The following is a 26629-nucleotide window of genomic DNA, read 5'->3' on the forward strand; positions in this document are numbered from 1 at the left end:
TCTCGTATAACAGGAGAAAAGGCTATTTGATTGGTTATTAGGCGTGTTTTTGTTTCCTGTCGTCCGAAGTCGCGCAAAATTTTCTTTATATTTCTTTCTAGGTTCTGATTATTATTAACGGTAAATTTGCGGCTCAAACAACACACACGAATGAGTGACTCGATAAAACATGAATGCGGAATTGCCTTTATCCGCCTTTTAAAACCGCTCTCATACTACCAGGAAAAATACGGTACTGCTCTTTACGGACTCAACAAGCTTTATCTTTTGATGGAAAAACAGCACAACCGTGGACAGGATGGAGCTGGGATTGCAACAATTAAACTGGATGTTAAACCGGGAAACCGTTACATCAGTAGATATCGTTCGATGGCTCAGAACGCAGTGGCCGATATATTTGGGCATGTTCAGGGCAAGTTTGTAGATATTCAGAATGAAACCCCTGAATTGATGCAAGATTCTGAGTGGTTAAAGCATAATGTGAGTTTTATTGGAGAGGTTTTACTAGGCCATTTAAGGTATGGTACTCACGGTAAAAACAGTATTGAAAACTGCCACCCATTTTTACGTCAGAACAACTGGATGACCAGAAATCTGGTGCTTGCTGGTAACTTCAACATGACTAATGTTGACGAACTACTTGAGCAATTGTACGAATTGGGGCAGCATCCAAAAGAAAAAGCGGATACCATTACTGTTCTTGAAAAGATAGGTCACTTTTTGGATGATGAGAATCAAGAGTTGTTTGATGAATATAAAAAAGAAGGTTTAGATAACGTACAGATCACTCAAAAGATCTCTCAAAATCTTGACATCGCTAAGATCCTGAGAAGGTCGGCTAAGAACTGGGATGGTGGTTATGCCATTTCTGGAATTATTGGTAACGGTGATGCCTTTGTACTTCGTGATCCTTCGGGCATACGTCCTGCATATTATTATGCAGATGATGAGATTGTTGTTGCAGCATCTGAAAGACCTGCTATTCAAACAGCCTTCAATATTCAGTTTAAAAATGTAAAAGAAATAGAACCGGGACACGCACTTATTGTTAAAAAGGATGGTACGGTAACACAAGAGATATTCAGAGAGCCTGAAGAAAAAAGAGCCTGCTCATTCGAGCGCATCTATTTTTCAAGAGGTAGTGATGCTGAAATCTATAAAGAAAGAAAACACCTGGGTGCCTTATTATGCCCTCAGATTCTAAAGGCGGTAAATGCTGATTTGAAAAATACAGTATTCTCATTTATTCCCAATACTGCCGAGGTATCATTTTACGGAATGGTAGATGGCTTACATGGGTACATCAGAGATTATCAAAAAGAGGCTTTACTTCACCGCAAGGATATTTTAGACGATGCAGCACTTGATGAGTTGCTTTCTATGCGTCCAAGAGTAGAGAAGCTGGCGATCAAAGATGTAAAACTGAGAACCTTTATTACGCAGGATGCCGACAGAGGTGATATGGTAGCGCATGTTTACGATACGACTTATGGGGTAATCAAAAATCATACAGATACATTGGTTGCAGTTGACGATTCAATTGTAAGGGGAACAACCTTAAAGCAAAGTATCATTAAAATTATTGATAGACTGCATCCTAAAAAGATCATTATTGTTTCTTCTGCCCCTCAAATCCGTTACCCGGATTGCTATGGTATTGATATGTCTAAAATGGGACAATTCGTCGCATTCGAAGCTGCAATTCAATTGCTAAAAGCAAGAGGAATGGAGCATGTAATCGAAGAGGTTTATCAAAAATGTAAAGCTTCTCTATTGTTACCTAAAGGCGAAATTGTAAATCACGTTAAAGATATTTACAGACCCTTTAAACAAGAAGAGATCTCTGCTCAAATTACTAAAATCATTACTCCAGCTGATACAATTGCCGAAGTAGAAGTGATTTACCAAACTTTAGATAACTTACATGTAGCTTGTCCTAATCACACTGGCGATTGGTACTTCTCTGGTAACTATCCTACTCCAGGTGGTAACAAAGTCGTAAATAAAGCTTTTGTGAACTGGAAAGAAGGTAATAACCAAAGAGCTTACTAGTTCCTTAAATTGACTAAAAAGCCTCAATAGTTACAGTTCATTTGAAAAGCCCCCAAAAAGTTAGACACTTATTGGGGGCTTTTTTATTTTAAATTTTCTTGCTTTATTATTCTGCTTCAGCTTAGATGACCAGCAACATTTGAACCTGGCTGTAATTAAAATATTACGTAATCTGATTAAACTTCTTGTTCCTGTTTTTGTCATTGGTTTGTGTCTTATCGTAGCATTAAAAAATAATATTGATGAAAAAATTATCATGCTTATTCATTTCCCTACTATGTGCGGCTCCCTTCTTTGCGCATTCCCAGCCCTCAGATGTTAAACGTTTAGAAACTAGCGTTCAAAAGGTTATTCAGCGTGTCTACAAAGCCAGTGTTTACATCACTCCCTATGACTCAATTAATAAGAAGGCTACAGGCGGTTCTTTTAGTGGAGTGGTGGTCGATACTGCCGGTTATATCCTGTCGGCCGCTCATGCTGTTAAACCCAACAACTTGTATGAGGTTACTTTTCCGGACGGAAGAAAATTCAGGGCAATTGGTCTGGGTAGAATCCCTTCTAATGACGCTGCTGTAATGAAAATCGAAGAAAAAGGAAGCTGGCCATACGCAGAAATGGGATGGTCCTCATCCCTAAAGAAAGACATGCCATGTATCAGTATCGCATACCCGGGAACTCTCGCAGCTAAAACACCAACGGTAAGACTGGGCTATGTGGCCGAGACAGAGACAAGTGAAGGTTTTATACGTACCACCTGTTTGATGGAACCTGGTGATTCGGGAGGTCCGGTATTTGACATGAAAGGAAGGGTAATCGGGCTGCACAGTAAAATTAATCTTTCGTTGGAGGATAATTTTGAAATCCCCATAGATCTATATAGAAAATACTGGAGCTCATTGATCAGGCCGGCAAGTTATGTCTCACTGCCTGCAGCCGAAAGCTTTGCAGGGGATTTCCATGCTAGTGCACTAAATGCCGAATCTGTTATTTTGAATCTTGCTGAAACCCTGCAGTACACGGAAAGTAGAAGGGATAAAAGCGTCATGGTGATAAAAAGTTTTGTGAACGGCTCTGACAGGCAGATACTCGGGACGCTGATAGATTTGAAAGGACTTGTTCCCGAAATGATCTTGAAAGGGAAGAGTTTCTTGCTCAGCAAAAGCTCCATGGTGGGAGATGAACCCTTGGTTGAATTGAAACAAGGAGTAACAAGGATTGCCCAGGTATTAAAGCGGGATGAGGATAATGACCTGGTTTTACTTCAGGTTCAGGGAAAGATTAATGGCGGTATCGCACTAAAAACTGTAACCTCCGATTCAGTAACCTTTGGGAAGGTAGGTAAGTTTTTAGTTTCTCCACAACCTATCGGTAACGGGGTGGTAGGTGTATTGGGGAATACACAATTTGCTATAGCGAAAGGACCTACAGCCGCATATATGGGGGTGAATACGAGTTTAAAAGATGGGCGGGTCGTGATATCGATGGTTCAGCCGCGTAGCCCCGCAAGTGTAGCAGAGCTGGAGGTAGGAGATGAGCTGAATAGTTTTAATGGAAAGCCGGTTTCAAAAATGGAAGATCTAAGTCTGGAAATTTCGAAACACAGACCTGACGATACGCTCAGTCTTCAATTGGTCAGATCCGGCGTCCCCTACAACAAACAAATTGTACTCAAACCAAGGAGACTAAACGAAAGACATATTGCTTACCGTTTTACGGACGGACGCAGCGAAAGGAGGGATGGATTTAAGTCCGTACTGGTTCATGATGGTAAGTTAAAGCCCGCTGAATGCGGTGGCCCCTTATATGATATCGATGGGAATTTCTATGGAATAAACATCGCTCGCGTAAGCCGTACAAGCAGTCTGGCCATTCCGGCAGCAACACTAAGTAAATTTGTAAAGGATTCCGGATTAGCCGGAAATCTACAAACTCCTATATCTGATATTTAAACAAAAAGCTATTTTAGGCAGGCAGGTCGGCCCCTTATTAACACCCAGTCTGCATCATGCTTTGAAACAAAATATGCCTTCTGTGAACAGGCCTAGGAATATTTGATGCCCTTCTGCATCAATTGTTCCAGACTGTGAATAGAATGGCTTATTTTGAATAATACTTAATTATCACCTCATAAAACAGTCTAATTGCAAATATCAGTATAACAGCTCCTGCAATTCTGTTTAGGTTTTGGATGGTCTTCTCTTTGATTCTATACCTGAGCTTAGCGGCATAATAGGTTTTTAAGCAATCTACAGACAACTGTGTGGTCATGGCTATAATAAAGAACACGACTTTCTCTGCCATTTCGTAATGAAGCTGTACAGATACAATACCACCTACCATAATCCAAAACATCAAAGTAGAAGGAGATAAAAGACACATTAAAAAACCTTTTAAAATGTAGCCACTTCTATTGATTTTTATGGTTTCTTCTATATTGTAGCTAACTTTTACCTTATGTAAGAGGTAATATAGGCCAATGCCGAATAAAAATAAACCACCAACGATGCCGATATATTTATTGAATGTAGAATTATAGTCAACGAACTGTGAGCTGAAAATAGTTAAACTAATAAAAATAATGTCACTTATGATTACCCCGATCGCCAGCGAAAAACCGGCCTTGAATCCTTTTTCAATACTGGTTTTGATCATTGAAAAGAATACGGGCCCTGTTAAAAAAGAAAATAAAATACCCGCACCTATCCCTTGTAATATTGCTTCAAACATTCAGCTAACGTATATATTGTGCTAATATGCAATTTTAAACATAAATTAGCTTCAAAAAAACTATCCTTCATTATAATTATAAAATAAACGTCTTTGCCACTTTTTAAGTATCAAGGGAGAAATCAGTAGAATGACAGTAAAACCAAGTTTCAATAATATTTTCATGAATTTAGCTACCGATCTTGCATTTCGTTCGCATTGCGTACGGGCACAAGTAGGAGCAGTGTTGACAAAAGATACCCGTATTATTTCCATAGGATATAATGGTCCGCCTGCAGGTACACACAATTGCGATGTAGAATGGCCGGAAACTGGTTGTGCCAAAGATTCACGTGGAAGTTGCTCATTGGCCTTGCACGCCGAAGAGAATGCCATCTTATACGGGATAAAAAACGGTTCTAAAATAGAAGGAGCAACCTTGTATACTACGTTATCACCCTGTATAGCCTGCGCGCGTTTAATCCTCTCGTCTGGCATTAAGAAGGTTTATTACAGAGATTCTTACGCAGCATACAAAGGATTAGCTAGTGATGAAGGCGTAGATTTCCTAAAAAGGTTCGGTGTAGAAGTCCTGAAGTACGAAAATCAAGGTTAATTGATATTCCTGCTTGTAGCGCGGCATAAGTTTTCTTAACTTTGGCCATGCTAGAAAAAATCATAATTCTCGATTTTGGATCCCAATATACACAGTTAATTGCACGCAGGGTACGCGAGTTAAACGTTTATTGCGAAATTCATCCATTTAATAACATTCCTGAAATAACGTCAAATGTAAAAGGTATCATCCTTTCAGGCAGCCCATATTCGGTTCGTCAGGAAGATGCTCCTCAGGTAGATCTTAAAAAGTTTGATAATTACCCAGTGCTTGCTGTTTGTTACGGCGCCCAGTACATTGCTCAGCAAACAGGTGGCGAAGTACAAGCTTCATCAACGCGTGAGTATGGCAGAGCCAATCTGAATTATGTTGCCGAAAGCAATAAGTTATTTAAAAATATTGCCCTTGATTCGCAAGTATGGATGTCACACGGTGATACCATTACTAAAATACCAGAAAGCTTTGAGTTGATCGCAAGCACCGATAGTGTAAAAGTTGCGGCTTATCAAGTTAAAGGTACTGCTACCTATGCCATACAGTTTCACCCGGAAGTTACCCACAGTACCGATGGAAAACAGTTATTGGAGAACTTTTTGGTAGACATCTGTGGATGTAAGCAAGAATGGACGCCAGATGCATTTGTTGAAACTACTATTGCTGCATTGCAACAGCAATTGGGTGATGACAAAGTTGTACTTGCCCTTTCAGGTGGTGTAGATTCAAGTGTAGCCGCTATATTATTACATAAGGCCATAGGCAAAAACTTACATTGTATTTTTGTTGACAATGGTTTGTTACGTAAAGATGAGTACGCCGCTGTATTAGAGCAATACAAACATTTAGGATTAAACATTAAAGGTGTTGATGCTAAAGACCGTTTCTTAAGTCAGCTTGCCGGTCTTTCAGACCCAGAATTGAAACGTAAAGCGATCGGACGTGTGTTTATCGAAGTTTTTGATGATGAAGCACACCAGGTACAGGATGTGAAATGGTTGGCTCAAGGTACAATCTATCCAGACATCATCGAGTCGGTTTCTGTAAAAGGCCCTTCTGCAACCATTAAATCACACCATAATGTTGGTGGTTTACCTGATTTCATGAAATTGAAAGTAGTTGAGCCATTAAATACCTTATTTAAAGATGAAGTAAGAAGAGTCGGAAGATCATTAGGATTGGAGCACTTTATTATTGGACGTCACCCTTTCCCTGGACCAGGTTTGGCCATCAGGATTCTTGGTGAAGTAACTGCTGAGAAGGTATCGATCCTTCAGGAAGCTGATGCCATCTATATCAATAATTTAAAAGAAGCTGGTTTATACGACAAAGTATGGCAGGCAGGAGCGATATTCCTACCAGTTCAATCGGTAGGTGTAATGGGGGATGAGCGTACTTACGAGAATGCAATTGCCTTACGTGCTGTTGAATCTGTTGATGGTATGACTGCCGATTGGTGTCATTTGCCATATAACGTACTCGCAAAAATTTCTAATGAAATAATTAACAAAGTAAAAGGAATTAACCGCGTTGTATATGATATTAGTTCAAAACCCCCTGCTACAATTGAGTGGGAATAAGTATTGGATCATCGTATTATCGGCACTTTTTCTATCAGCCTGTTCGCCAAAAATAAGGCCTGAAACCAAAAAAACCGAGACGCCGAAGAAAGTCGAGAAAATAGAAAAGCCTGCTTTGAAAGTAAAGCAGGCTACTATTTCCTTGCTTGTTCCCTTTCGGCTAGATGAAATAAAACTGAAGAGTGCCACTAAAGCCGATGTAGAAAAGGCAGCCATAGCTATCGATTTCTACCAAGGATTTAAGTTAGGCGTAGACTCTGCAGCGGCAGCTGGACAGAATTTTAAACTTAAGGTTTACGATACACAGGATAACAATGCCCAAATTGGCGATTTAATCAGCAATGGCAGTTTATTGGGTAGCAATATAATTGTTGGCCCTGTTTATCCTGATGGATTAAAACACATTACCAATTATTCCATATCACGAGAGATACCAGTTGTAAATCCACTTGCGGCTTCACAGCCTGCCGAATTTGGCAACCCTAATCTTATCTCTATTGTAAATAACATCGATCTTCATGCTGAAAAGATTGGTAATTACATCAGTAAAAATTACAATCCTACCAATACAATTGTCGTATTGATCAACCCTAAGACGGCCAGTGATGAGATATTTGCGAAGCCTTTAAGAGCTTATTTTGCAAATAGTAAAAAGGTATTCGCCTTTCAGGAGTATGGTTCTGTTTTTACGATGGAAACTAAGGTTGTAAAAGGAAAACAATATGTAATTCTAGTCAGCTCATCCGACAAAAAGTTTGTAGTACCTACACTGGATAAGTTGATGAAGATTAAAAAAACGGGATTGAATATCTCGCTCTTCGGCCATCCTGAATGGGTTAAACAAAATTACAATACAGAAGAACTTCAGGCTTTTAATACCATTGTTTCTTCTTCCTATAAGGTAGATTATACCAGGGCTGAGGTAAACACTTTCATAAAAAAATATAGAGCACAATTCAATTTTGAGCCTGGAGAATATGCCTTCAAGGGATTTGATACGGGCTTCTATTTTGGAAGACTGCTTGCTAAGTATGGTGATGATTATATCAAATACCTAACTAAAGAAAACTATAAGGGGCTTCACAATTCCTTTCATTTTGTCCACGATAATACCTCCGGATACATCAATACCAGCTTGATGCTATTGCGTTATAAGAACTTTGCTTTAAATATTATTGAATGAGAGTAGAACACCAGCTAAGGGCATTTGAACAGATCTTTAAAAGTTATGATGGTGCATTGCCATTACATCGTTTTTTGTTTACTTATTTTAAAAGAAATAAGCAAATGGGATCCTCAGATCGGCGCTGGGCTTCTCGCTATATCTACAGTTTCTTTAGATTGGGCAAAGCATTAATTAAAGAAGAAAGGGCGTTGCGCCTAGCTATTGCAGATTTTCTGTGTAACCCAACCAGCAGTTTGGTGATTGAGTCCTTGTTGCCCGAATTGAAGCAACACGTTGAACTTTCAGTATCCGAAAAACTGGAGCTGATCAAATCAAATTATCCGGCATTTGAGCTAACCGATGTCTTTAGTTTCCATGAAGAACTTTCCGAATCTATTGATAAACCTGCTTTCTTAAGCTCTTTTTTTACGCAACCTGACCTGTTTATCAGGGTGACCGGCGGACATTTGAAAACAATAGCTGAAGTACTGAACAAGGACGGTATCGTTGCGGAGCAGATTGGGGACAATACCCTTGCCGTTGCCAATGGTACTAAACTAGATCAGATTTTAACCGGGCAGCAACACTACCAGGTACAGGATCTTTCCTCGCAGCAAACAGGTAGTTTTTTCCAGCCACAAACCTGGGATAAATGGTGGGATTGCTGCGCAGCTTCAGGTGGTAAATCATTGTTGCTACATGATCTGGAACCTAAAATAGAGTTGTTGGTGAGTGATGTTCGGGAAAATAGCTTAAACAATCTGGATGAACGCTTTAGAGAAGCTGGATTAAAGAAATACCAGAAAAAAGTGTTGGATCTGCTTCAAAATAATGCTCAGGATTTGCACGATTACGAATTTGATGGGATTATATTGGATGCACCCTGCTCAGGATCCGGAACTTGGGGAAGAACACCTGAAATGTTGTACTATTTTGAGCAGCATAAGATCAGCTATTTCTCGAAGTTGCAGCAAAGTATTGCCTCAAATGTGGTCAAATACCTGAAAGAAGGGAAGCCCTTAATTTACATTACCTGTTCTGTGTTTAAACAGGAGAACGAAGATGTGATTGCTTATTTATTGGAAAATCTACCTTTAAAGCTCGAAAAAATGGAGCTGATCAAAGGTTATACAGATAAAGCCGATACCATGTTTGTGGCCAGATTAATTAAGACGAATTAGGTTTTCCTTTTCTTTTTGTTTATATTGGATTAGGATTTAAAATTGAAATCACATCCTTTTAGTTGCATGCTGTGGCCGAAATTAAAATCAAATGAATTTTTTTGGATTGTTAGCGAAGCGGTATCGTCCCTGTATTGTGCCGGTTAACAAAGTCGCTCCTGAGAGGGACTACGTTCGGACCTGGTTCGGACCTCGTTCGAGAAAATTGCTCGGAAAGTAATCCACAACCCATAACCAAGAGCATGCACATTAACAGGTGCTATCCAGGACAAAAAGGATTTGCAAAAAAATTGAAATCACTGTTTTTTAAGCCCCTTAATTGCAATGACTAAGGGCTTGAAGCAGGATGAGACAGGTTGCTAATTGTTTTATATCTTTTTATGTTAGGCATAAAAAGCAGACCAATGATTAATCAATATTTTCTATTTAGAAATCGGGAATTTTATGGCGTGTTCTTGCTGTTGTACTTTTCCTTAAACTCGCTTTTTGCGCAAGAACTTTATCCCCCTAAATTAATTCCTGGTAACTGGCATAATGAACAGCGTAGCCTTAGGTATCATCCTGAGGGTACAGATTTCGTGATTAAAAATGGGAACAGACGTTTTACACGAGCTCTTTATGGTACCAATACAGCTTTTAGGGTAGAGGCCGGTGATCTTCCTGAGTTTGCGATGTACATGCCTGGAATGGGCGGTAACTTGAAGTTTGGGCTCATAGTTGGAGCACAAAGCAAATGGTTGATTGCAGCAGAAAATATTGAAGCCAGGTATCGCGCAGGCGCGATGATTTATTCCATTAAAGATCGTTTACTCGGAAATGGGACATTACATCTGGAAATATTGGCACTGAGCAATTCCGAAGGATTGGTTTTAAAAGCGCGCTTTGAAAATGTAAAACCAGAAGTTACCTTGTTGTGGGCTTTTGGTGGCGCAAGTGGCAAAAACTTTAGTCGCAGTGGCGATATGGGGCCTGATCCTGAATCTGTTTTTTATCTGAAGGCCGCGAACTGTAAAGACAATGTCTATGCGATAAATGGCAACTCTTTTAGGTTAAGTTATGGCAAGGGTAAATCGCTCATAGGAACTTTTCCATCCAACAACCTAAAGGTTGCAAATGCGGCTGATCAACACACACCAGCTGAGTTGGATCGATCATCGGGTAAAGAAAGCCCTGTCTTAACGGGAAAGCTTACTGCTGAAAATGCAACGGATTTTTATTTTCTGATCCAAAATCCTGATAGCGATACCTTAAAAAAATACTGGACTCCAGCAGAGCAGTTTAAACGTGCCGAAGCCTCTCGCCTGGCAATTGCCAATCAAGTACAAATTAATACACCAGATCCCTTTATGAATACTATAGGCGGTGCATTAAGCATAGCCTCAGATGGTATTTGGGAAAGCCCTTCTTATATGCATGGCGCCATAGGCTGGCGCATGCGTTTGAACGGTTGGCGTGGTGCTTACACAGCCGATCCATTGGGTTGGCATGACCGTGCCAGAACTCATTTTAGCGCTTATGCTAAATCGCAGGTACTGAGCCCTGAAAAGGGACCGGTTGTAGCAGATACTGCTTTAAATTTGGCCAGGTCTAAGGAAGCAATGGGAACGGCCATGTTTAGCAATGGCTATATCAGTCGGGATCCGAATGGAAAATCGCTTCGCCCTCATCATTATGATATGAACCTCGTTTACATTGACCAATTGCTATGGCATTTCAATTGGACGGGGGATTTGAAATTTGTACGGGAAATGTGGCCACTTCTTAAACGACACCTGGCTTGGGAGAAACGTACTTTTGATCCAGATGGTGATGGTTTGTATGACGCCTATGCTGCGATTTGGGCAAGTGATGCCCTGCAGTATAGTGGGGGCGCAGTTACACATTCTTCTGCTTACAATTACCGGTCGAATTATACCGCTGCAAAAATCGCTAAATTGTTAAATGAAGATGGCAGCCCTTATCAAAAGGAAGCCGATAAAATATTAAAGGCGATGAATGCCCAATTGTGGATGCCGGCCAAAGGCTGGTTTGCCGAATATAAAGATGGACTTGGTCTCAAACAGCTTCATCCTGCTGCAGCACTTTGGACAATTTATCACAGTATAGATTCTGATGTGCCTGATGCTTTTCAGGCCTGGCAAAGCTTGCGTTATGTGGATACAGGGCTGCCGCACATGGCTATTAAAGCCAATGGATTGAAAGATGAAGGATATTATACGCTTTCTACAACCAACTGGATGCCTTACGAATGGTCTTTAAATAATGTTGTATTGGCCGAATCTACCCATACAGCGCTGGCCAATTGGCAAGCAGGGCGTACAGAAGAGGCCTTTAAATTATGGAAAAGCGAAATACTGAGTAGCATGTACATGGGCGGAAGTCCTGGGAATTTTGTACAGATATCTCATTACGATGCTAACCGAGGCGAGGCTTACAGGGATTTTGGCGATCCTGTTGGAATCAATTCAAGAACACTTGTGGAAGGGCTTTTCGGGATTGTACCGGATGCGTTAAACCACACCTTAGTGATTCGACCAGGTTTGCCTGCTGCCTGGGATCATGCTTCCTTAAAAATTCCAGATCTCTCTTTTGATTTTAAGAGAACGGAAGACAAAGATGTTTATACTTTAATCCCTTCATTTAGCAAAGCCTTGGATCTGAAAATGAGGGTAAAGGCTAGAGGTACAGCGCTAAAGTCAGTAAAAGTAAATGGGAAAGATGTAAAATGGACCAATGTAGAAACAGCCATCGGATTACCGGAAATCGAAATTGAAAGCAAGCCTGCGGCAAGCTATAAAATTGAATTGGTATGGTCAGGTCAGAACACGGTAAAACCAGAACTGAAATCAGTATATCTGCAGGGGGAAGATTTTGAAACTAGTTTTAAGGATGCAGTGATCACTAAAGTATTTGATCCTCAAAATGTGTTCAAATCTTCCCAGATTTTAGGTGGTAAAATAAAAACTCAAGTAGCCGGGGATTTGGGAAATCGTACCGTTTTTGTTCAGTTAAAAAGAGGAATGTTTAGCTATTGGTTTCCGCTGTGTTTTGAACTAAAAGAACGCGAAAGCGCTGTAAAGCCGGCATTAGACCTGAGCAGTAAAGAATGGGCCAACAAAAAAATGGAACCCCTGGATCTATCTGCCTACTTCAATGATAAAGTAACACAGATTTTCAACAATAAATACCTGTCGCCACGTCCACAAACCACTACGCTTCAGTTGCCTGTACAAGGAATTGGCGACTGGCCTCATCCGACATTGAAACCGGAAATTAACGACACTGGGTTAAGAAACCTCGCAGGCCTTAAGAATGAATTAATTCTTCCATCAGGACTTGTGTTTAAAACACCAGGCGATGTCACATTGAAGAATATAGCATACACTTCTCAGTGGGATAATTACCCACAAAATGTAAGCGTTCCCTTATCGGGAAAAGCGAGTGCTGTATTTTTCTTACTGGCAGGATCAACCAATACCATGCAAAGTAGGATGGATAACGGGATCATCCGTGTTTTTTATACGGATGGAAGCCAGGAAAAACTGGCTTTAAGAAATCCGGAAAACTGGTGGCCAATTGAAAAGGATTTGTACGTAGATGGCTTTGCATTTGATACCGGGGCGCCAAGGCCCTTACGTGTTCACTTAAAAAGTGGAAAGATCATCACAGCAGCGGAAGGCAATATATGGAATGGAAAGGAGATCGATGGCGGTGCTGCAACAGCCCTGGGGATACAACTCGACCCGAATAAAACACTGTCGAAAATTACGTTGTCTGCCCTATGTAATGATGTGGTAATTGGAATGATGGGTCTTACATTGGTACGTTAAATGAAGTCGGTCATGTATAAAATATTAGCGATTGTAGTTTTCTCGCTGCAATCCTTAATCTCCACAGCTCAATTAAACAGTAACATTACCCGCTATTCTACACGGGACGGTTTGTCGCATGATGGGGTTTTGTGCATTACCCGCGATAGAGATGGCTTTATGTGGTTCGGTACCTTTGATGGTATCAACCGGTTTGATGGACATAATTTTGTCGTGTATAAAAGCCGACCAGGTGATAGCTCTAATTTAAGTAACAATAAGATCAGGAGCATTATTGAGGATAAGTCAGCCTTTTTATGGGTAAAGACTTATGACAATAAGGTGTATCGTTTTAATAAAAAGACAGAGCAGTTTCTGGCTATATCAGATGGAACCTACAAGCATCTTTTTAAAGATCGTCCGATCGATAAAATAATTCCAGACGCTGAAAACGGTGTATGGTTGCTTACTGAAGATCAGGGAATATTTCATGCGATGAACGAATCTTCTGGCACAGCAGTGATCAATTATTATGGTAAAAATAGGGCGAGCTCGTTTAACATCAACGGAAATTCGGTTCAGTTCCTGCATAGAGAGGGAAATAATATCTGGGTAGGAACAGAAGCTGGATTAAACTGTTTGCAACTCGATAAAAACCATAAATATGCAGTAGTCAAATTTACACCAGCGGTTACCAAATTTTTAGCTGCTTATTCTTTTACCTGCTTTACCCAAAATAAGGATTTCTTATTTTTTGGGACTGTAGATGGAAACCTGATTACTTATCACATAAAGAACAAGGTTTTTTCAATTAAATCCCTTTGTAAGGGGGGTAAATTAAACGCGATGTGTAGCTCCGATAGGCCATTGTTGTACATTTCTACCGCTGGGAAGGGCTTGATTACACTAGATTTAAAAACCTTTAAATACACTTATTCTGGCTTGGCAGCTCATGATACTTACTTTTCATTGTATGAAGATAAAGGCGGGCAGGTTTGGATTGAACCCGAAAAAAATGGGGTTTTGAAATACAATCCACATACCGGAATCTATAAGCATTTTACCCAGAAAAAAGATGTGACCAATTCCGGGAGGGATTATCAGGTAATTACAGATGCTAATGGAACACTGTGGGTATGTATGAAAGGTGGTGGCTTTGGATATTACAATCCGGTAAGTGATGACATCGCTTATTTTTATGATGAACCGGGGACTAAAGATCAAAAGTTTTCTAACATATTAACCAGCCTGTTAATAGATAAAACGGGCGTTTTATGGTTAAGCGCAAAAGATGGGGGCGTGAATAAAATAGTTCCCATTACCGATAAATTTAATTACCTCAGGCTAGTAAAAAATCCTCAAAATCGTTCAGAAAACAATGTACGGGCAATGATGAAGGATTCAAGAGGCCGTTTGTGGCTCTGCTCCAGAGATGGAAAGGTGTATGTTTATGAAAACAACAAGCAGGTTTCTGTATTTGTCAATACCGGTGAAAAGGTAGGCTATGTGTACAGTATTATCGAAGATAGCAAAGGCAATGTTTGGCTGGGCACAAAAGGAGATGGATTGTTTAAAGCAACCCCTATAGATGCCGCAAGATCATTTTATGCCTTAAGTAATTTTAGAAACGATAAGTCCGACCCGAATAGCTTAAGCAGCGACTTGGTTTATTCGGTGATTGAAGACCGTAAAGGACGGATTTGGGTGGGTACACTTGGAGGAGGGATCAATTTGATGAGTACTCAGGAGGGTAAAATCAGCTTTAAAAATTATTACAATACGATGAAACGGTACCCTTTCTCCTGGGCCAATGTAATCAGACATCTCAACGAGGACAATCAGGGTAGAATCTGGGTAGGAACAAGCAATGGACTGCTCATCTTTGATCCAAACAGGACATCGGGTAATGGCTATCATTATCAGAAGTATCAAAAAATAAAAGGAGATAGGTCTAGTTTAGGCAACAATAGTGTCCAATACATTTATAAAGACAAAACCGGACAAATGTGGGTAGGTACATTTGGTGGGGGATTAAATAAGGTCGTTAAAGCAGCTAATGGCGACATTAAGTTTGAGGTGTTTACAACCGAAAACGGATTGTCTAATGATGTTGTGCTGAGCATTACGGGTGATCAACAAAATAACATCTGGATCGCTACAGAAAGTGGGCTCTCACAGTTTAATCCCAGAACTAAAGTCTTTAAAAATTACGATGCTTATGATGGGCTGCCAGCAGCGGGGTTTTCGGAAGGTACCTGCTTTAGCGGAAGCGATGGGAAGTTATATTTTGGTTGTATGGACGGGTATATTTCTTTTAACCCGGTAACCATTATTGATAAAAAGATTGATGCAGAAATGGCCTTAACCAGGATGCAATTGTACTATAAAGACATCGTTCCGGGGGCTGAGGGTTCTCCTTTGAAATTTGCCATAAATGAAACTCCAGTTTTGACCTTAAAACATGATCAGAATGCAATCAGTATAGATTATGCGGTATTGGATTACCGGGCCTTAAACAAAATTACCTACGCCTATAAATTGGAAGGCTTCGACAAAACATGGCACCATGTAAACGATCAGCGAAAGGCTACTTATACCAATATGCCACACGGAAAATATACATTTAAAGTAAAGGCCGCAAGTGAGGATCTCTTTAGTAATGTTCCCGAAAAGACTTTGCAAATTATTGTAAAACCCCCATTTTATTTAACCTATTGGGCCTATTTCATATATCTGGTGCTTGCTGCGGCTATTGCTATTGTAGCCAGGCGTATTATTATCACGATGATCAGGTTGAGAAATAAAGTTTTAGTAGAACAAAAGTTGACCGAAGTGAAATTGGCCTTTTTTACCAATATTTCTCATGAACTAAGGACACCATTAACCTTGATTGTAAGTCCGCTTGAGGAAATTTCACGCAATGAGTCCTTGTCTCTTAAAGGCGCGGCGTATTTGAATATTGTAAATCGGAATGCCAACCGGATGATCCGTTTTATCAATCAGCTCCTTGATTTTAGGAAGATTCAAAGTGGCAAAATGCAGCTTCACATAGCTGAAGTTGATTTATTAGTCCTGATAAGAGACATTTGCAGTCATTTTTCTGGAATGGCAATCGAAAAAGGGATTCATTTTGAGGTAAGTTCTGAAACCGAGCAAGTCATGGCCTGGGTGGATGAGGAAAAGATCGACATTATTGTTTATAACCTGCTTTCCAATGCTTTTAAGTTTACACCAGCCAATCAATCTATTAGCGTAGCCTTGAACTATGTGTCAGGTAAAGAGGATATTGAGTTGAAAGTCATCGATGCTGGGCAAGGCGTTGCAGCAGATCAGTTGGAAGAGATTTTTGAGATCTATTATGAAGGGAATACCATGGGCGAAAACCACCTCAAAGGGACAGGTATTGGTTTAGCCCTTTCACGTGATTTGGCCCTGAGTCATCATGGTAAACTTTCGGCTCAGCAAAATAGTTCGGTCGGGATGACCTTTGTCTTAACCTTAAAGACAGGTAATGCACATTTTAAACCTGAAGAGTTGAAGTTTGAAGCTGGCTTCAGAACAGCTGGGTTGATCCCTATGGATACGCCTGAAACGGCAATAGAGCTCCCTGTTAAAAACATCAAGACGGTGGATACCCCACTGGTTTTAATTGTAGAAGATAATCCTGAACTGCGTAGTTTTTTATCAGTGAAACTGGATGGATTGTACTGTATTAAAAGTGCTGCAGATGGTATAGAAGGTTTAAATGCTGCTTTTACTTTACTGCCAGATCTGATCATCAGTGATGTAATGATGCCAAATATGGATGGCATTCAAATGTTGGATCAGTTGAAACATGATGTTCGGACCAGCCATATCCCTGTGATTCTTTTAACCGCAAAATCTTCGGTAGAAAGTCAGATAGAAGGGCTTAAATATGGCGCCGACTTATACATTACCAAACCTTTTCATACCGATTATCTGCTGGCCTCTATTGAAAGTCTGATTGCTTCGAGGAAAAAACTCTTCGAGCAACTTTCAAATGCACTGGATAAAAGGATTGTAAATCTAAATCCTGATGAGATAGTGATCACCTCAAAGGATGAAGTCTTTTTAAAGCAAAGCATTAAGATTGTAGAAGAAGGGATGAAAGATCCACACTTTAATATTGAAGAAGTGGCTACCGCCATCGGTATGGGACGTACTACCTTCTATAAAAAATTGAAGAGTTTAACCGGGCTAAGTCCGGTTGAATTTGTGAGAGATATGCGTTTGAAACGGAGTCGGCAATTGTTGGATGAAGGATCTATAACCATCTCCGAAATTGGCTACCTCATTGGCTTCAGCAGCCTACCTTATTTCAGTACTTGTTTTAAAGAGAAGTACAAAATGTCTCCATCAGAGTACCTGAAAGGAATAAAGAGAGATTCGCAATATTCAGAAAATCTTTCAGCAGACATTTAGGGTCCAACCCACTCTAAATTAGTTTAAACCATCTTTTTTGTCAAATAATAGAAGCATTTCGTCAAAATTTGAAAACTCTGGATCGCCTTTCCAGATAGATTTGTATTACCAATAACCAAATATAACTAAACCGAGTATGACTAAACTTTTTACAAGTTCATGCTGCTTCCTGCTTTTGTTAGGAATTCTAAGCAGCTGCAAGAAAAAGGATTTTGACGCATTTTACGAGCGCCCAAAAGGATTGGGTGAGCCTATTTATCAGCAGCTACAAACACGAGGAAATTTTAAACATCTTACTGCCCTAATTGACAAGGCAGGCTACAAAGACATTTTGGCTCAGACAGGTTGGTGGACAATGTTTGCACCCAATGACGCTGCTTTTGAACGATTTTTTATAGAACAGGGCATTGACGGGGTAAAAGGTGTTACAGATTCAATGGCGCTTTCAATTGTAAAGTATGCTTTGGTATACAATGCCTACCGCAAAGATCAATTGAGTACTTACCAGATGCGGGCCGATGTGGAGACTGGAGTTGGTCTCGCTTTTAAAAGAAAAACTGCTTATTACGACTGGGTACAACAAAAGGGGGATGCCGAGCATGGTAAGATCATTGCAACCAACAGAAATGTACAATCTATAAAGGGTATTAACAGTTCTGCTTACATAGATGGGGACAACAACAATAAGTACATCCCATATTTTACCGATCAGTTTTTCGCCACCACTGGCTTAAATCAAAACGATTATAAATCTTTTTATCCCAACTCAACTTTTTCGGGCTTTAACGTAGCAGGAGCATCTGTTGTAAATAAGGATATTTCTGCTGAAAACGGAATGATTCATGAAGTGGATAGGGTTATTCTGCCTTTAAAGAACATTGATCAGTATATCAGTAATAATGACAATTACAGTGAATTTAAAAGCCTGCTAGATTCTTTAAAATATTATACGGCCAATGCCTATCTAACGCACCGGAATTTTGTCGCCACCGGCCAAAAGGATTCGGTATATGTAAAAGGATACAACGGACTGTTGGCATTTTCGATTAACAATGAAAACTACCAGCAGCCGGGGATCAGTGCTTACCTGGCTAATGAGTCTCAAAAATCAAGCTGGACCATTATGGCGCCAACCAACGACGCTTTAAGGGCCTACCGCAAAAAGATATTGGCAAAGTATGGTAATTCGTTCTTTAAAACAGCACCAAGGAGTATAGTCATTAATTTTATCAATTCGCACATGTGGGCAGCGGCCTTATGGCCAAGTAAATTTTCGCAGGATGCAAATTATCAAGAGGAAGTCGCAACCATAAGTATTGGAAATGCGGTGGATAAACAGTTGTTAAGTAATGGCTTGTTTTATGGCATAAATGAAGCGCAGCAGGCGAACGTTTTTAGAACGGTATTTGGCATCCCTTATCTTGATCCAGCTACAATGATGACTTATTTGGGCTATTCGGATGACATTACAGGGATTAAAGCATATTCCACACAACCAGGGGTTAGACAAACGATCCTGGTGATGCCCGATGCGGTTTTAATTGCCGGAGGATACCGTTACAATGAAGGCAGTGCAGGTTTAACCACATCAGCATGGGGATACAGATCATCTCCAACTGGAAGCTATGCCCATAATTTTCTTTATCGGGACAATATATTCCGAATCTTAAAAACGGGAGTATTGATTACCCCAACCGGATCGATCACAAATTTTGGGGCCTCTGGCATTGTTGAATCACAAAGCGGCGATTATGTTAAATATGGCGGCGGAAAGATTCAGACCAGCGGAACAGTAGATTCGGGGGTAGACATCAATATTGTCAAAACAGATAACACCGCCATCAATGGTGTGGTACATTATCTGGATGGTATTTTATCGTTCTCTGAAAAAAATGTTGGTCAGCATTTAGAAAATCTGGCCACAAAATATCCAAACAGCTATGCTTCATTTTACTGGATGGTTTCTAATTCCGGTATCTACAATAAGACTACAAAGGTTATTGCAGGATTGAACACGGGGATCGACAATAAGTACACTCTATTTGCACCTGATAACAATGCGATTGCACAGGCCATTAGGGATGGCATATTGCCGGGTACAAAAGCAACAGGTGCCTTGCCTACAGCTGCGCCTACCAATGAAGCACAAAAAGATCTGATGCGTAAATTTATATTGTATCACATCATAAATGGCGAATCTGTAGCTATTGATGGCAAAAAGGCAGATAACTACCTGACTTTGCTACAAACAGAAGCAGGGGATAACACATTGGTCAATGTGTTGAACGACCCAGGTAACCTGATCATTACCGATAGGGCCGGCAGAACATCTCAGACAAGTTTAAGTACAAGTAATCAATTGTCTAACCGGACCATTATTCATTCCATTACCAATTATCTCAATTACAATAAATAATAAGCCAAGCTGAGTTTATATGAAAAGTTTTTTATACAAAAGTTTCTGTCTTACGGCGCTGATTGTGATGATTCTGGGGCATTCAGCATCACTTTATGCGCAGCAGGTTGTTACGGTTCGCGGAAAGGTGACAGACAAGAAAGATAAGTTAGGGGTAATTGGGGCATCCGTTATCGAAGTAGATCAAAATAAGAGAACAATTACAGGCGTAAGTACTGATATCAATGGGAATTTTGCACTTAGAGTAACCAATACCAAGCACCAGCTTGTTGTTTCCTATATCGGTTATAAGACCTTCCAGGGAGGAGTAATCGGTGATAGAACTACGATTAATGTCATCTTAGAATCCAATTCAAATGAACTGGATGCAGTGAATGTAACCTCAAAAAAAATGGTGAATAACGGGACCGGCCTAAACATAGCCGAGCGTAATTCTACCATTGCATCGGCCACCATAAGTGCAAAAGCATTGGCAGAGTTGCCTGTAACTTCTATTGATCAAGCCCTCGCAGGACGTTTGTCAGGGGTAGATTTTGGAACGGTCTCAGGAGATCCGGGAGCAGGGATGTCAATCCGTATTCGTGGTACATCCTCAATTACAGGATCTGCAGAACCCTTGATCGTACTCGATGGCATGCCTTATGAAACGGAAATTCCATCGGACTTTAATTTCGGGACGGCCGATGAACAAGGGTATGCGCAGTTGTTGAACATTGCTCCATCAGATATTATGGACATTACCGTACTTAAAGATGCTGCATCTACAGCTGTTTGGGGATCAAGGGCGGCAAATGGTGTCCTTTTGATCAACACCAAACGCGGTGAAAAGGGTAGGCCCTTTATTGCGTACAACTTTAAGGGGACTATGGCTACCCAGCCTAACCCAATTCCCTTTCTTAGCGGTAATCAGTATTCTATGCTGATCCCCGAAGCGGTGATGAACTCGACAGGTTTACCTCTGGATTTTCTGGGAAACAACGGACAGAATAAAGCCTTCCAGTACGATCCTTCAGATTCATATTACTATTACAATTATAGCAACAATACGGATTGGCTTAAACTCATCACACGTACAGGTTATACGCACGATCATAACTTATCGATGAGTGGTGGTGGCGAAAAGGCACGTTATTATGCTTCAGTGGGTTATTTGGGACAAACCGGTACAACATTAGGCACTGATCTTTCGAGGATAACCACTAAGATTAACCTGGATTATATTGTTTCCAGCAAGCTGAGATTTAAGACAGATTTAACTTATACACACGTTAATAACAATCTAAATTATAACAAATCACTACGGGGTACCGCCATCAATAAAATGCCTAATATGGCCCCTTTTGAGTTCGATGAATACGGAAATAATACAGGTATTTATTTCTCTCCTTTATCCAATATCCAAGGATCTTTTAGCATAAATGATAAAAATGAGGTTAAGGGAACTTATAATCCATTGGCTATGGCTAACGAAGGATTTAGTCAGCTGATAGGCGAGAGGATTACACCGAAGTTTAACTTGCAATACGATATCTCATCTGTATTGTTCTCTACATTCGATGTTCAGTTTGATGTCAATAACACGAAGTCGAAGACCTTCTTACCTCAGATTGCAACCGGGCAACCCAGTACTGAAACTACCGTAAACAGGGCTTCGGATGCGGATGGAGATTCTTACAATATGCAGACTAAGATCAATTTGATCTACAGACCACGGATCAATATCAATCATAATTTGCAAGGCTTAATGTCATTCCAAACCAATGATACAAAATCAGCTTCCTATAGCTTGGTTACAGCCAATACGGCTTCATCTCAATTACAGGATCCTTCAAATCCTTCTGTTACCAATGGTGTAGGCCTTGCGTTAAAATCTAATCAGTCGCAATCCAGAACTGTAGGTGTTTTACTTCAAGCTCAGTATGAGTTTCTGGATCGCTACATTATCAATGTGAATGGTAGGGTAGATGGTAGTTCGAAGTTCTCTCCGGATAATCGATTTGGTTTCTTTCCAGGTATATCTACCAGATGGCGCTTGTCTGATGAGTCGTTTATGAAGAAGCTTACTTTTATTGATGATTTGAGCTTAAGGCTAAGCTATGGCGCCAGCGGTAAAGCACCTAAAGATAACTACGGTTATTTTAACAATTATACGCCTTTTGATTGGTCGTATGCAGGTCGGGCCGCAGTATACCCATCCAATATCGAACTCTCCAGCTTAAAATGGGAAACGCTGGTGGGTAAGAATGTGGGTTTCAATTTAACCATGTTTAAAAGCAGGGTAAAGATTGACGCGGAAATCTATCGCAATACCACGAAAAATATGTTCTACAACGATCTTAAGATTGCAAGTACTACGGGCTATAGTAAAATTGACATGAACATTGGTAGCATGAATAACAACGGCTGGGAGATCATGATCAATACCACACCGTTTAAAAATAAGACCTGGAATGTTGGTTTCGATTTCAACATTGCCCGCAACGTGAACAGCATCCAAACCATTTCAGAGTTTTACCCTCGTGAAAGTGCTGCTGGTTTACCAGATCTGGGTAAGTACAAATCTTTCCTGATCGAAGGCAACCCTTTCGGTTCTTATTACGGCTTTAAATTCAAAGGTGTATATACTGATAAAGACGCAACCATTGCCAAAGATGTAGACGGAAATCGCATTGTTGGTCCTAACGGCCAGACGGTTTATATGCGTTACAATTATCCGATGGTCGACTATGTGTTTCAACCCGGAGATGCGGTATATGAAGACATCAACCATGATGGAAACATCGACGAAAAAGACATGGTTTACCTGGGAAACAGTGTCCCTAAGTTTACAGGAGGCTTTGGCCCAAATATAACTTTTAAGGGCAATTTAAAACTTCAGGCCTTTTTCAGTTACAGGTATGGTTATGATATCGTAAACAAAGCTAAAATTACCACAACCAATATGGCAGGTGTAAATAACCAAAGTACAGCTGTGCTTAGACGTTGGCGCAATCCAGGTGATGTGACCGATATGCCAAGGGCATTGTATGGAACTGGTTACAACTGGCTAGGTTCTGATCGCTATGTAGAAGATGCTTCTTTTATCCGTTTAAGCTCGGTTACCTTAAGGTATAACCTGACCAGTGACATTTTAAAACGATTTAAGATGAAGAGTGGTAGCGTGTATGTAACAGGTCAGAATTTATATACCTGGACCAACTATACCGGGCAAAATCCTGATGTGACTTCCAGTGGCGAGAATAGCCCGTTTAAATATGCTGAAGACGATGCATTAACACCACCTTCCATGACTTTTACGCTTGGTTTAACTGTTGGTTTTTAATTGATTTGATATGAAAAGAAATATAAAATATACCCTACTTGTTCTGGTTACCATAATCAGTGTATTGGGAACTTCATGTAACAAATGGCTGGACTTGCAGCCTGAGGATGGCTTGACCCGTCAGGAATACTGGAAAACCAAAGAACAGTTGGATGCTGCGGTAATGGGTTGTTATGCATCATTACTGGGTGGAAGCACAATACCATTGGCCAAATACCTTTTTATTTGGGGCGAATTGAGAGGTGATATGGTCGTTCCAGGATTGGAATTGGCTACAGAGGATGATGAAGCGCTGTTAAATGCGACGATGCGTGATGAGGTGGATATGATGCGTACACAAACTTCTGCCAATAATATTTTTGTGAATTGGGAAGCTGTATACAAAACCATTAACCTTTGCAATACGGTTATTAAGTTCGGACCCGATGTGATGGCCAATGATAAAACCCTTAGTCAAACCACATTAAATGCTTATCTGGCAGAAGCACATTCCCTACGTGGATTGATGTATTTTTATTTGTTACGTTCTTTTGGTGAGGTACCCTTGAAGCTCGAACCCACCTATAATGATACCCAGGTTGCCGCTATTGCTAAGAAAAGTCAGCAGGAAGTTTACCAACAAATTGTAACTGATTTGACTTTTGCTGCCGAAAATGGCCAGGTTACTTATGGCAATATGGCCGAAGACCGTGGTAGGTTCACCAAGTTTACGGCCTATACAGCATTGGCAGATGTTTATTTGTGGAATGAGGAATATCAAAAGGCTATTGATGCCTGTGATAAGGTCATCGCATCAGGTAAATATCAATTACTTCCTGCAGGAACACCCCAGTTTGATTTTTACACGAATGTTTATTACAATGGAAACTCAGTGGAAAATATTTTTGAGTTCCAGTTTGACAATCAAAAGTTGAATCCTTTTGCCCCAATGTTTGGCTTTGGGGGAACAGAGTTTAAGGCGGCAGACTGGATTGCCGAGGGACGACTGTATGGTACAGATGCAATAGATTTTTTAAATGTTGACGTTCGTGGCAATGGAACTTCTATGTCAGAAGCCAGTGCCCTAATTGTAAAGTACATGAACGGAAGATCATCAGTTACTTCGTATGCACATTGGTTTGTTTATCGTTATTCAGATGTGCTGTTGATGAAAGCAGAGGCCTTAACCTGGGTATCACCTGGCAACGCTGCCAATGGACAGGAGGCAATTGATTTGGTTGGTCGCATCAGAACTTCACGCCATGCATTGAACAATGTGGATGGAAAAGCCATAGAAATACCGGATCCAGCCAATACGGAAAACCTTTCTTTATACATTTTTGAAGAGCGCGCCCGCGAGTTTTCCTTTGAAGGTAAACGTTGGTACGACATTCTGCGTAATGCCAAAAGAAACAACTACGCCAATGAAAAACTATTGCTGGACATCGTTTCTGCAAGTGCACAACCTAGTAAACAACAAACAGTCATCAATAAGTATAAAGACCATAGAAGCCATTATTTTCCAATTTATTCGTATGAATTGCAAACCAATAAGGGGCTGGTACAAAATCCATTTTATCAATAAACCGCTAACCAAAAATATATAGTTATGAAACGGAATTTTAAAATAATGCTACTGGGCTTGTTCAGTATCTTTCTTTGTCTTTGGGCTTGCAATAAAGACTCGTTGGTACGCAGTACCTCAAATGCTGTCAATATGACTCAATACTTGAAGGACAATCCTGATGATTTTTCTGAACTGACGAAGGTGTTGAGCTTGTCTGGAACAGCTTCTTTTTTAAATGCTTATGGCTCGTATACCTTGTTTGCACCTACAAATACAGCGATTAAGACGTATTTGCAGGAAAAGGGAAAGGCTGCCGTAGAAGAGATTAGTGCAGATGACTGGAAAAGCTTTATTCGTTTACACCTGTTGGAGGATTCTATTCCTACATCCCGGTTTACTGATGGTAAACTATTTAACCTAACCATGTTTGGTCAATACCTAACCACATCATCAGAAAATGTGGGCGGGATAACCAAAATCAGGATCAACAAACAAGCGAATGTTGTTAAATCAAATATTTCTGTTGGAAATGGACTGATCCATAGTGTCGACCATGTTTTGAGTCCGGCAACATTAAGTCTGGCGCAGACGATTGAGGCTAATCCGCAATATTCCATATTTACTCAGGCTTTAAAGGAGACGGGGCTGTACGACCAATTGAATTTACTTCCTGCAAATAATCCCGATGAAAAGAAAAAATGGTTAACTGTAATTGCTGAAACTGATGAGGCTTTTAAGGCAGCAGGGATCAATAGTTATGCGGCATTGAAAGATAAGTTTTCAAATACCGGAAATCCAAAATTAGCCACAGATAGTCTGCACCTATTTTTGGATTATCACATTTTGTATGAGGCTAAATACCTGGCAGACATCATCACATCTAGTGCACACAATACTTTAGCGCCTTTAGAGGTTTTAACGTCCAAGCTGACAGGAGAGACGGCGATGATGAATGATGATACCTTTAACGGGGTTTATGAAAGAGGTTTCTCTTTACTTAGAGATAAAAGTGATGTGACCACAACAAACGGTGTTGTACACCAATCCTCGGCTCATTTTGCCATTAAACTCAGGTCGCCTTACCGGGTGGAGTTTGATGTGGCTTCATTTCCGGAACTCATTAAAAATACCCAATACTATAAAAGGCAGACTTACGAATTTTCTGTAGCTGAAGCTGGAGCATTGGCCGATGTTAAGTTTTCAGGTCCAGAGTCAAAACTGATCTACCGTTATGGTACTGGTCAATCTACCTCAAAAACATCCTACAATGTAGATGTGCTGATTGTGCCCCTTGTACCAGGTGGTGAATCGAGTAGGGCAGAATGGGTAGAGTTTAGGACGCCATTGTTGATTAAAGGGAAATACAAAGTATGGATTGGTATTTATGTTCAGGCAGAGGGAGCTACTACACTCGAAGTTCAGGCGCTGATTGGTGTAGATGGCAGCACAGACCGTGTACCATTGGCCAATGCCCGTACATTGAGTTTCACTGTTAAACGTCCAGGGATTAATAAAACGGTTAATGGTGTTACGGTAATTGATACGGAAGCAGAAGAGGCCGTTGGATTTAAAACCTATATGGAAAATACATCCGGGTCACAGGTTGCGAAGTTAATGGGAGTTGCTGATATCCAGCAGACCGGACGTTATTGGTTGAGGCTTAAAGCGATAAATGGAAAACAGAACACCAATAATATTGATATGATTCAGTTCATTCCGATCAATGAGGATCAGCAATATCCGAAATATAAGCCTGATGGCACCAAAATACTAGCCCCATAACCCGCCCCAGAAAAAAG

Annotated in this window: 13 protein-coding genes; 12 read left to right on the top strand and 1 reads right to left on the bottom strand. The window is 40.4% G+C overall.

The genetic code is table 11. From position 1 onward, the window contains the following. The first annotated feature begins 150 nt into the window (after positions 1–150). Together FBD94_RS12815 and FBD94_RS12820 are read left to right on the top strand one after the other, a co-directional pair. The gene (locus tag FBD94_RS12815; RefSeq protein WP_131612601.1) at positions 151–2052 is read left to right on the top strand and encodes an amidophosphoribosyltransferase; all 1902 of its coding nucleotides are present in this window, start codon (positions 151–153) and stop codon (positions 2050–2052) included. Positions 2053–2294: 242 nt separating this feature from the next. After that, positions 2295–4001 carry a trypsin-like peptidase domain-containing protein gene (locus FBD94_RS12820; protein WP_136880440.1) on the top strand — a complete coding sequence of 569 codons (1707 nt, stop codon included), beginning with the start codon at positions 2295–2297 and terminating at the stop codon, positions 3999–4001. Positions 4002–4149: 148 nt separating this feature from the next. On the opposite strand, the gene FBD94_RS12825 is transcribed toward FBD94_RS12820, so the two are convergent. Then, entirely contained in the window at positions 4150–4779 is a 630-nt protein-coding gene (locus FBD94_RS12825; RefSeq protein ID WP_131612597.1) for a LysE family translocator, read from the bottom strand. Positions 4780–4942: 163 nt separating this feature from the next. Here FBD94_RS12825 and FBD94_RS12830 point away from each other — a divergent pair, with 163 nt between their 5' ends. The 10 genes from FBD94_RS12830 to FBD94_RS12875 all read left to right on the top strand — a co-directional run bounded on the left by FBD94_RS12830 (position 4943) and on the right by FBD94_RS12875 (position 26612). Beyond that, a complete protein-coding gene (locus FBD94_RS12830; protein ID WP_165503723.1) occupies positions 4943–5374 on the top strand; it encodes a deoxycytidylate deaminase in 432 nt (143 codons plus the stop codon). Between the two features lie 47 nt (positions 5375–5421). Next, positions 5422–6948 carry a glutamine-hydrolyzing GMP synthase gene (gene guaA / locus FBD94_RS12835; RefSeq protein WP_131612593.1) on the top strand — a complete coding sequence of 509 codons (1527 nt, stop codon included), beginning with the start codon at positions 5422–5424 and terminating at the stop codon, positions 6946–6948. Continuing rightward, complete coding sequence (locus FBD94_RS12840) at positions 6905–8131, top strand: ABC transporter substrate-binding protein (RefSeq protein WP_136880441.1); 1227 nt, start codon at positions 6905–6907, stop codon at positions 8129–8131. The genes guaA and FBD94_RS12840 overlap by 44 nt, the downstream gene beginning before the upstream one ends. After that, entirely contained in the window at positions 8128–9294 is a 1167-nt protein-coding gene (locus FBD94_RS12845) for an RsmB/NOP family class I SAM-dependent RNA methyltransferase (RefSeq protein WP_136880442.1), read from the top strand. The genes FBD94_RS12840 and FBD94_RS12845 overlap by 4 nt, the downstream gene beginning before the upstream one ends. 404 nt (positions 9295–9698) lie before the next feature. After that, the gene (locus tag FBD94_RS12850) at positions 9699–13124 is read left to right on the top strand and encodes a DUF4450 domain-containing protein (protein ID WP_136880443.1); all 3426 of its coding nucleotides are present in this window, start codon (positions 9699–9701) and stop codon (positions 13122–13124) included. A 12-nt stretch (positions 13125–13136) separates the two neighbouring features. Next, on the top strand, positions 13137–17546 hold the full coding sequence (locus FBD94_RS12855; protein WP_169472294.1) for a hybrid sensor histidine kinase/response regulator transcription factor: 4410 nt from the start codon (positions 13137–13139) through the stop codon (positions 17544–17546). Between the two features lie 136 nt (positions 17547–17682). After that, positions 17683–19962 (top strand): fasciclin domain-containing protein, encoded by a 2280-nt coding sequence (locus tag FBD94_RS12860; protein WP_136880445.1) that lies wholly within the window; start codon positions 17683–17685, stop codon positions 19960–19962. A gap of 19 nt (positions 19963–19981) precedes the next feature. Then, positions 19982–23284: a SusC/RagA family TonB-linked outer membrane protein gene (locus tag FBD94_RS12865; RefSeq protein ID WP_136880446.1), complete on the top strand. Its 3303-nt coding sequence runs from the start codon at positions 19982–19984 to the stop codon at positions 23282–23284. A gap of 10 nt (positions 23285–23294) precedes the next feature. After that, on the top strand, positions 23295–24848 hold the full coding sequence (locus FBD94_RS12870) for a RagB/SusD family nutrient uptake outer membrane protein (protein ID WP_136880447.1): 1554 nt from the start codon (positions 23295–23297) through the stop codon (positions 24846–24848). Between the two features lie 24 nt (positions 24849–24872). Then, complete coding sequence (locus FBD94_RS12875) at positions 24873–26612, top strand: fasciclin domain-containing protein (protein ID WP_136880448.1); 1740 nt, start codon at positions 24873–24875, stop codon at positions 26610–26612. The last annotated feature ends 17 nt before the right edge of the window (positions 26613–26629 follow it).

The sequence above is a fragment of the Pedobacter hiemivivus genome (genome assembly GCF_005144565.1).
Lineage (GTDB): Bacteria > Bacteroidota > Bacteroidia > Sphingobacteriales > Sphingobacteriaceae > Pedobacter > Pedobacter hiemivivus.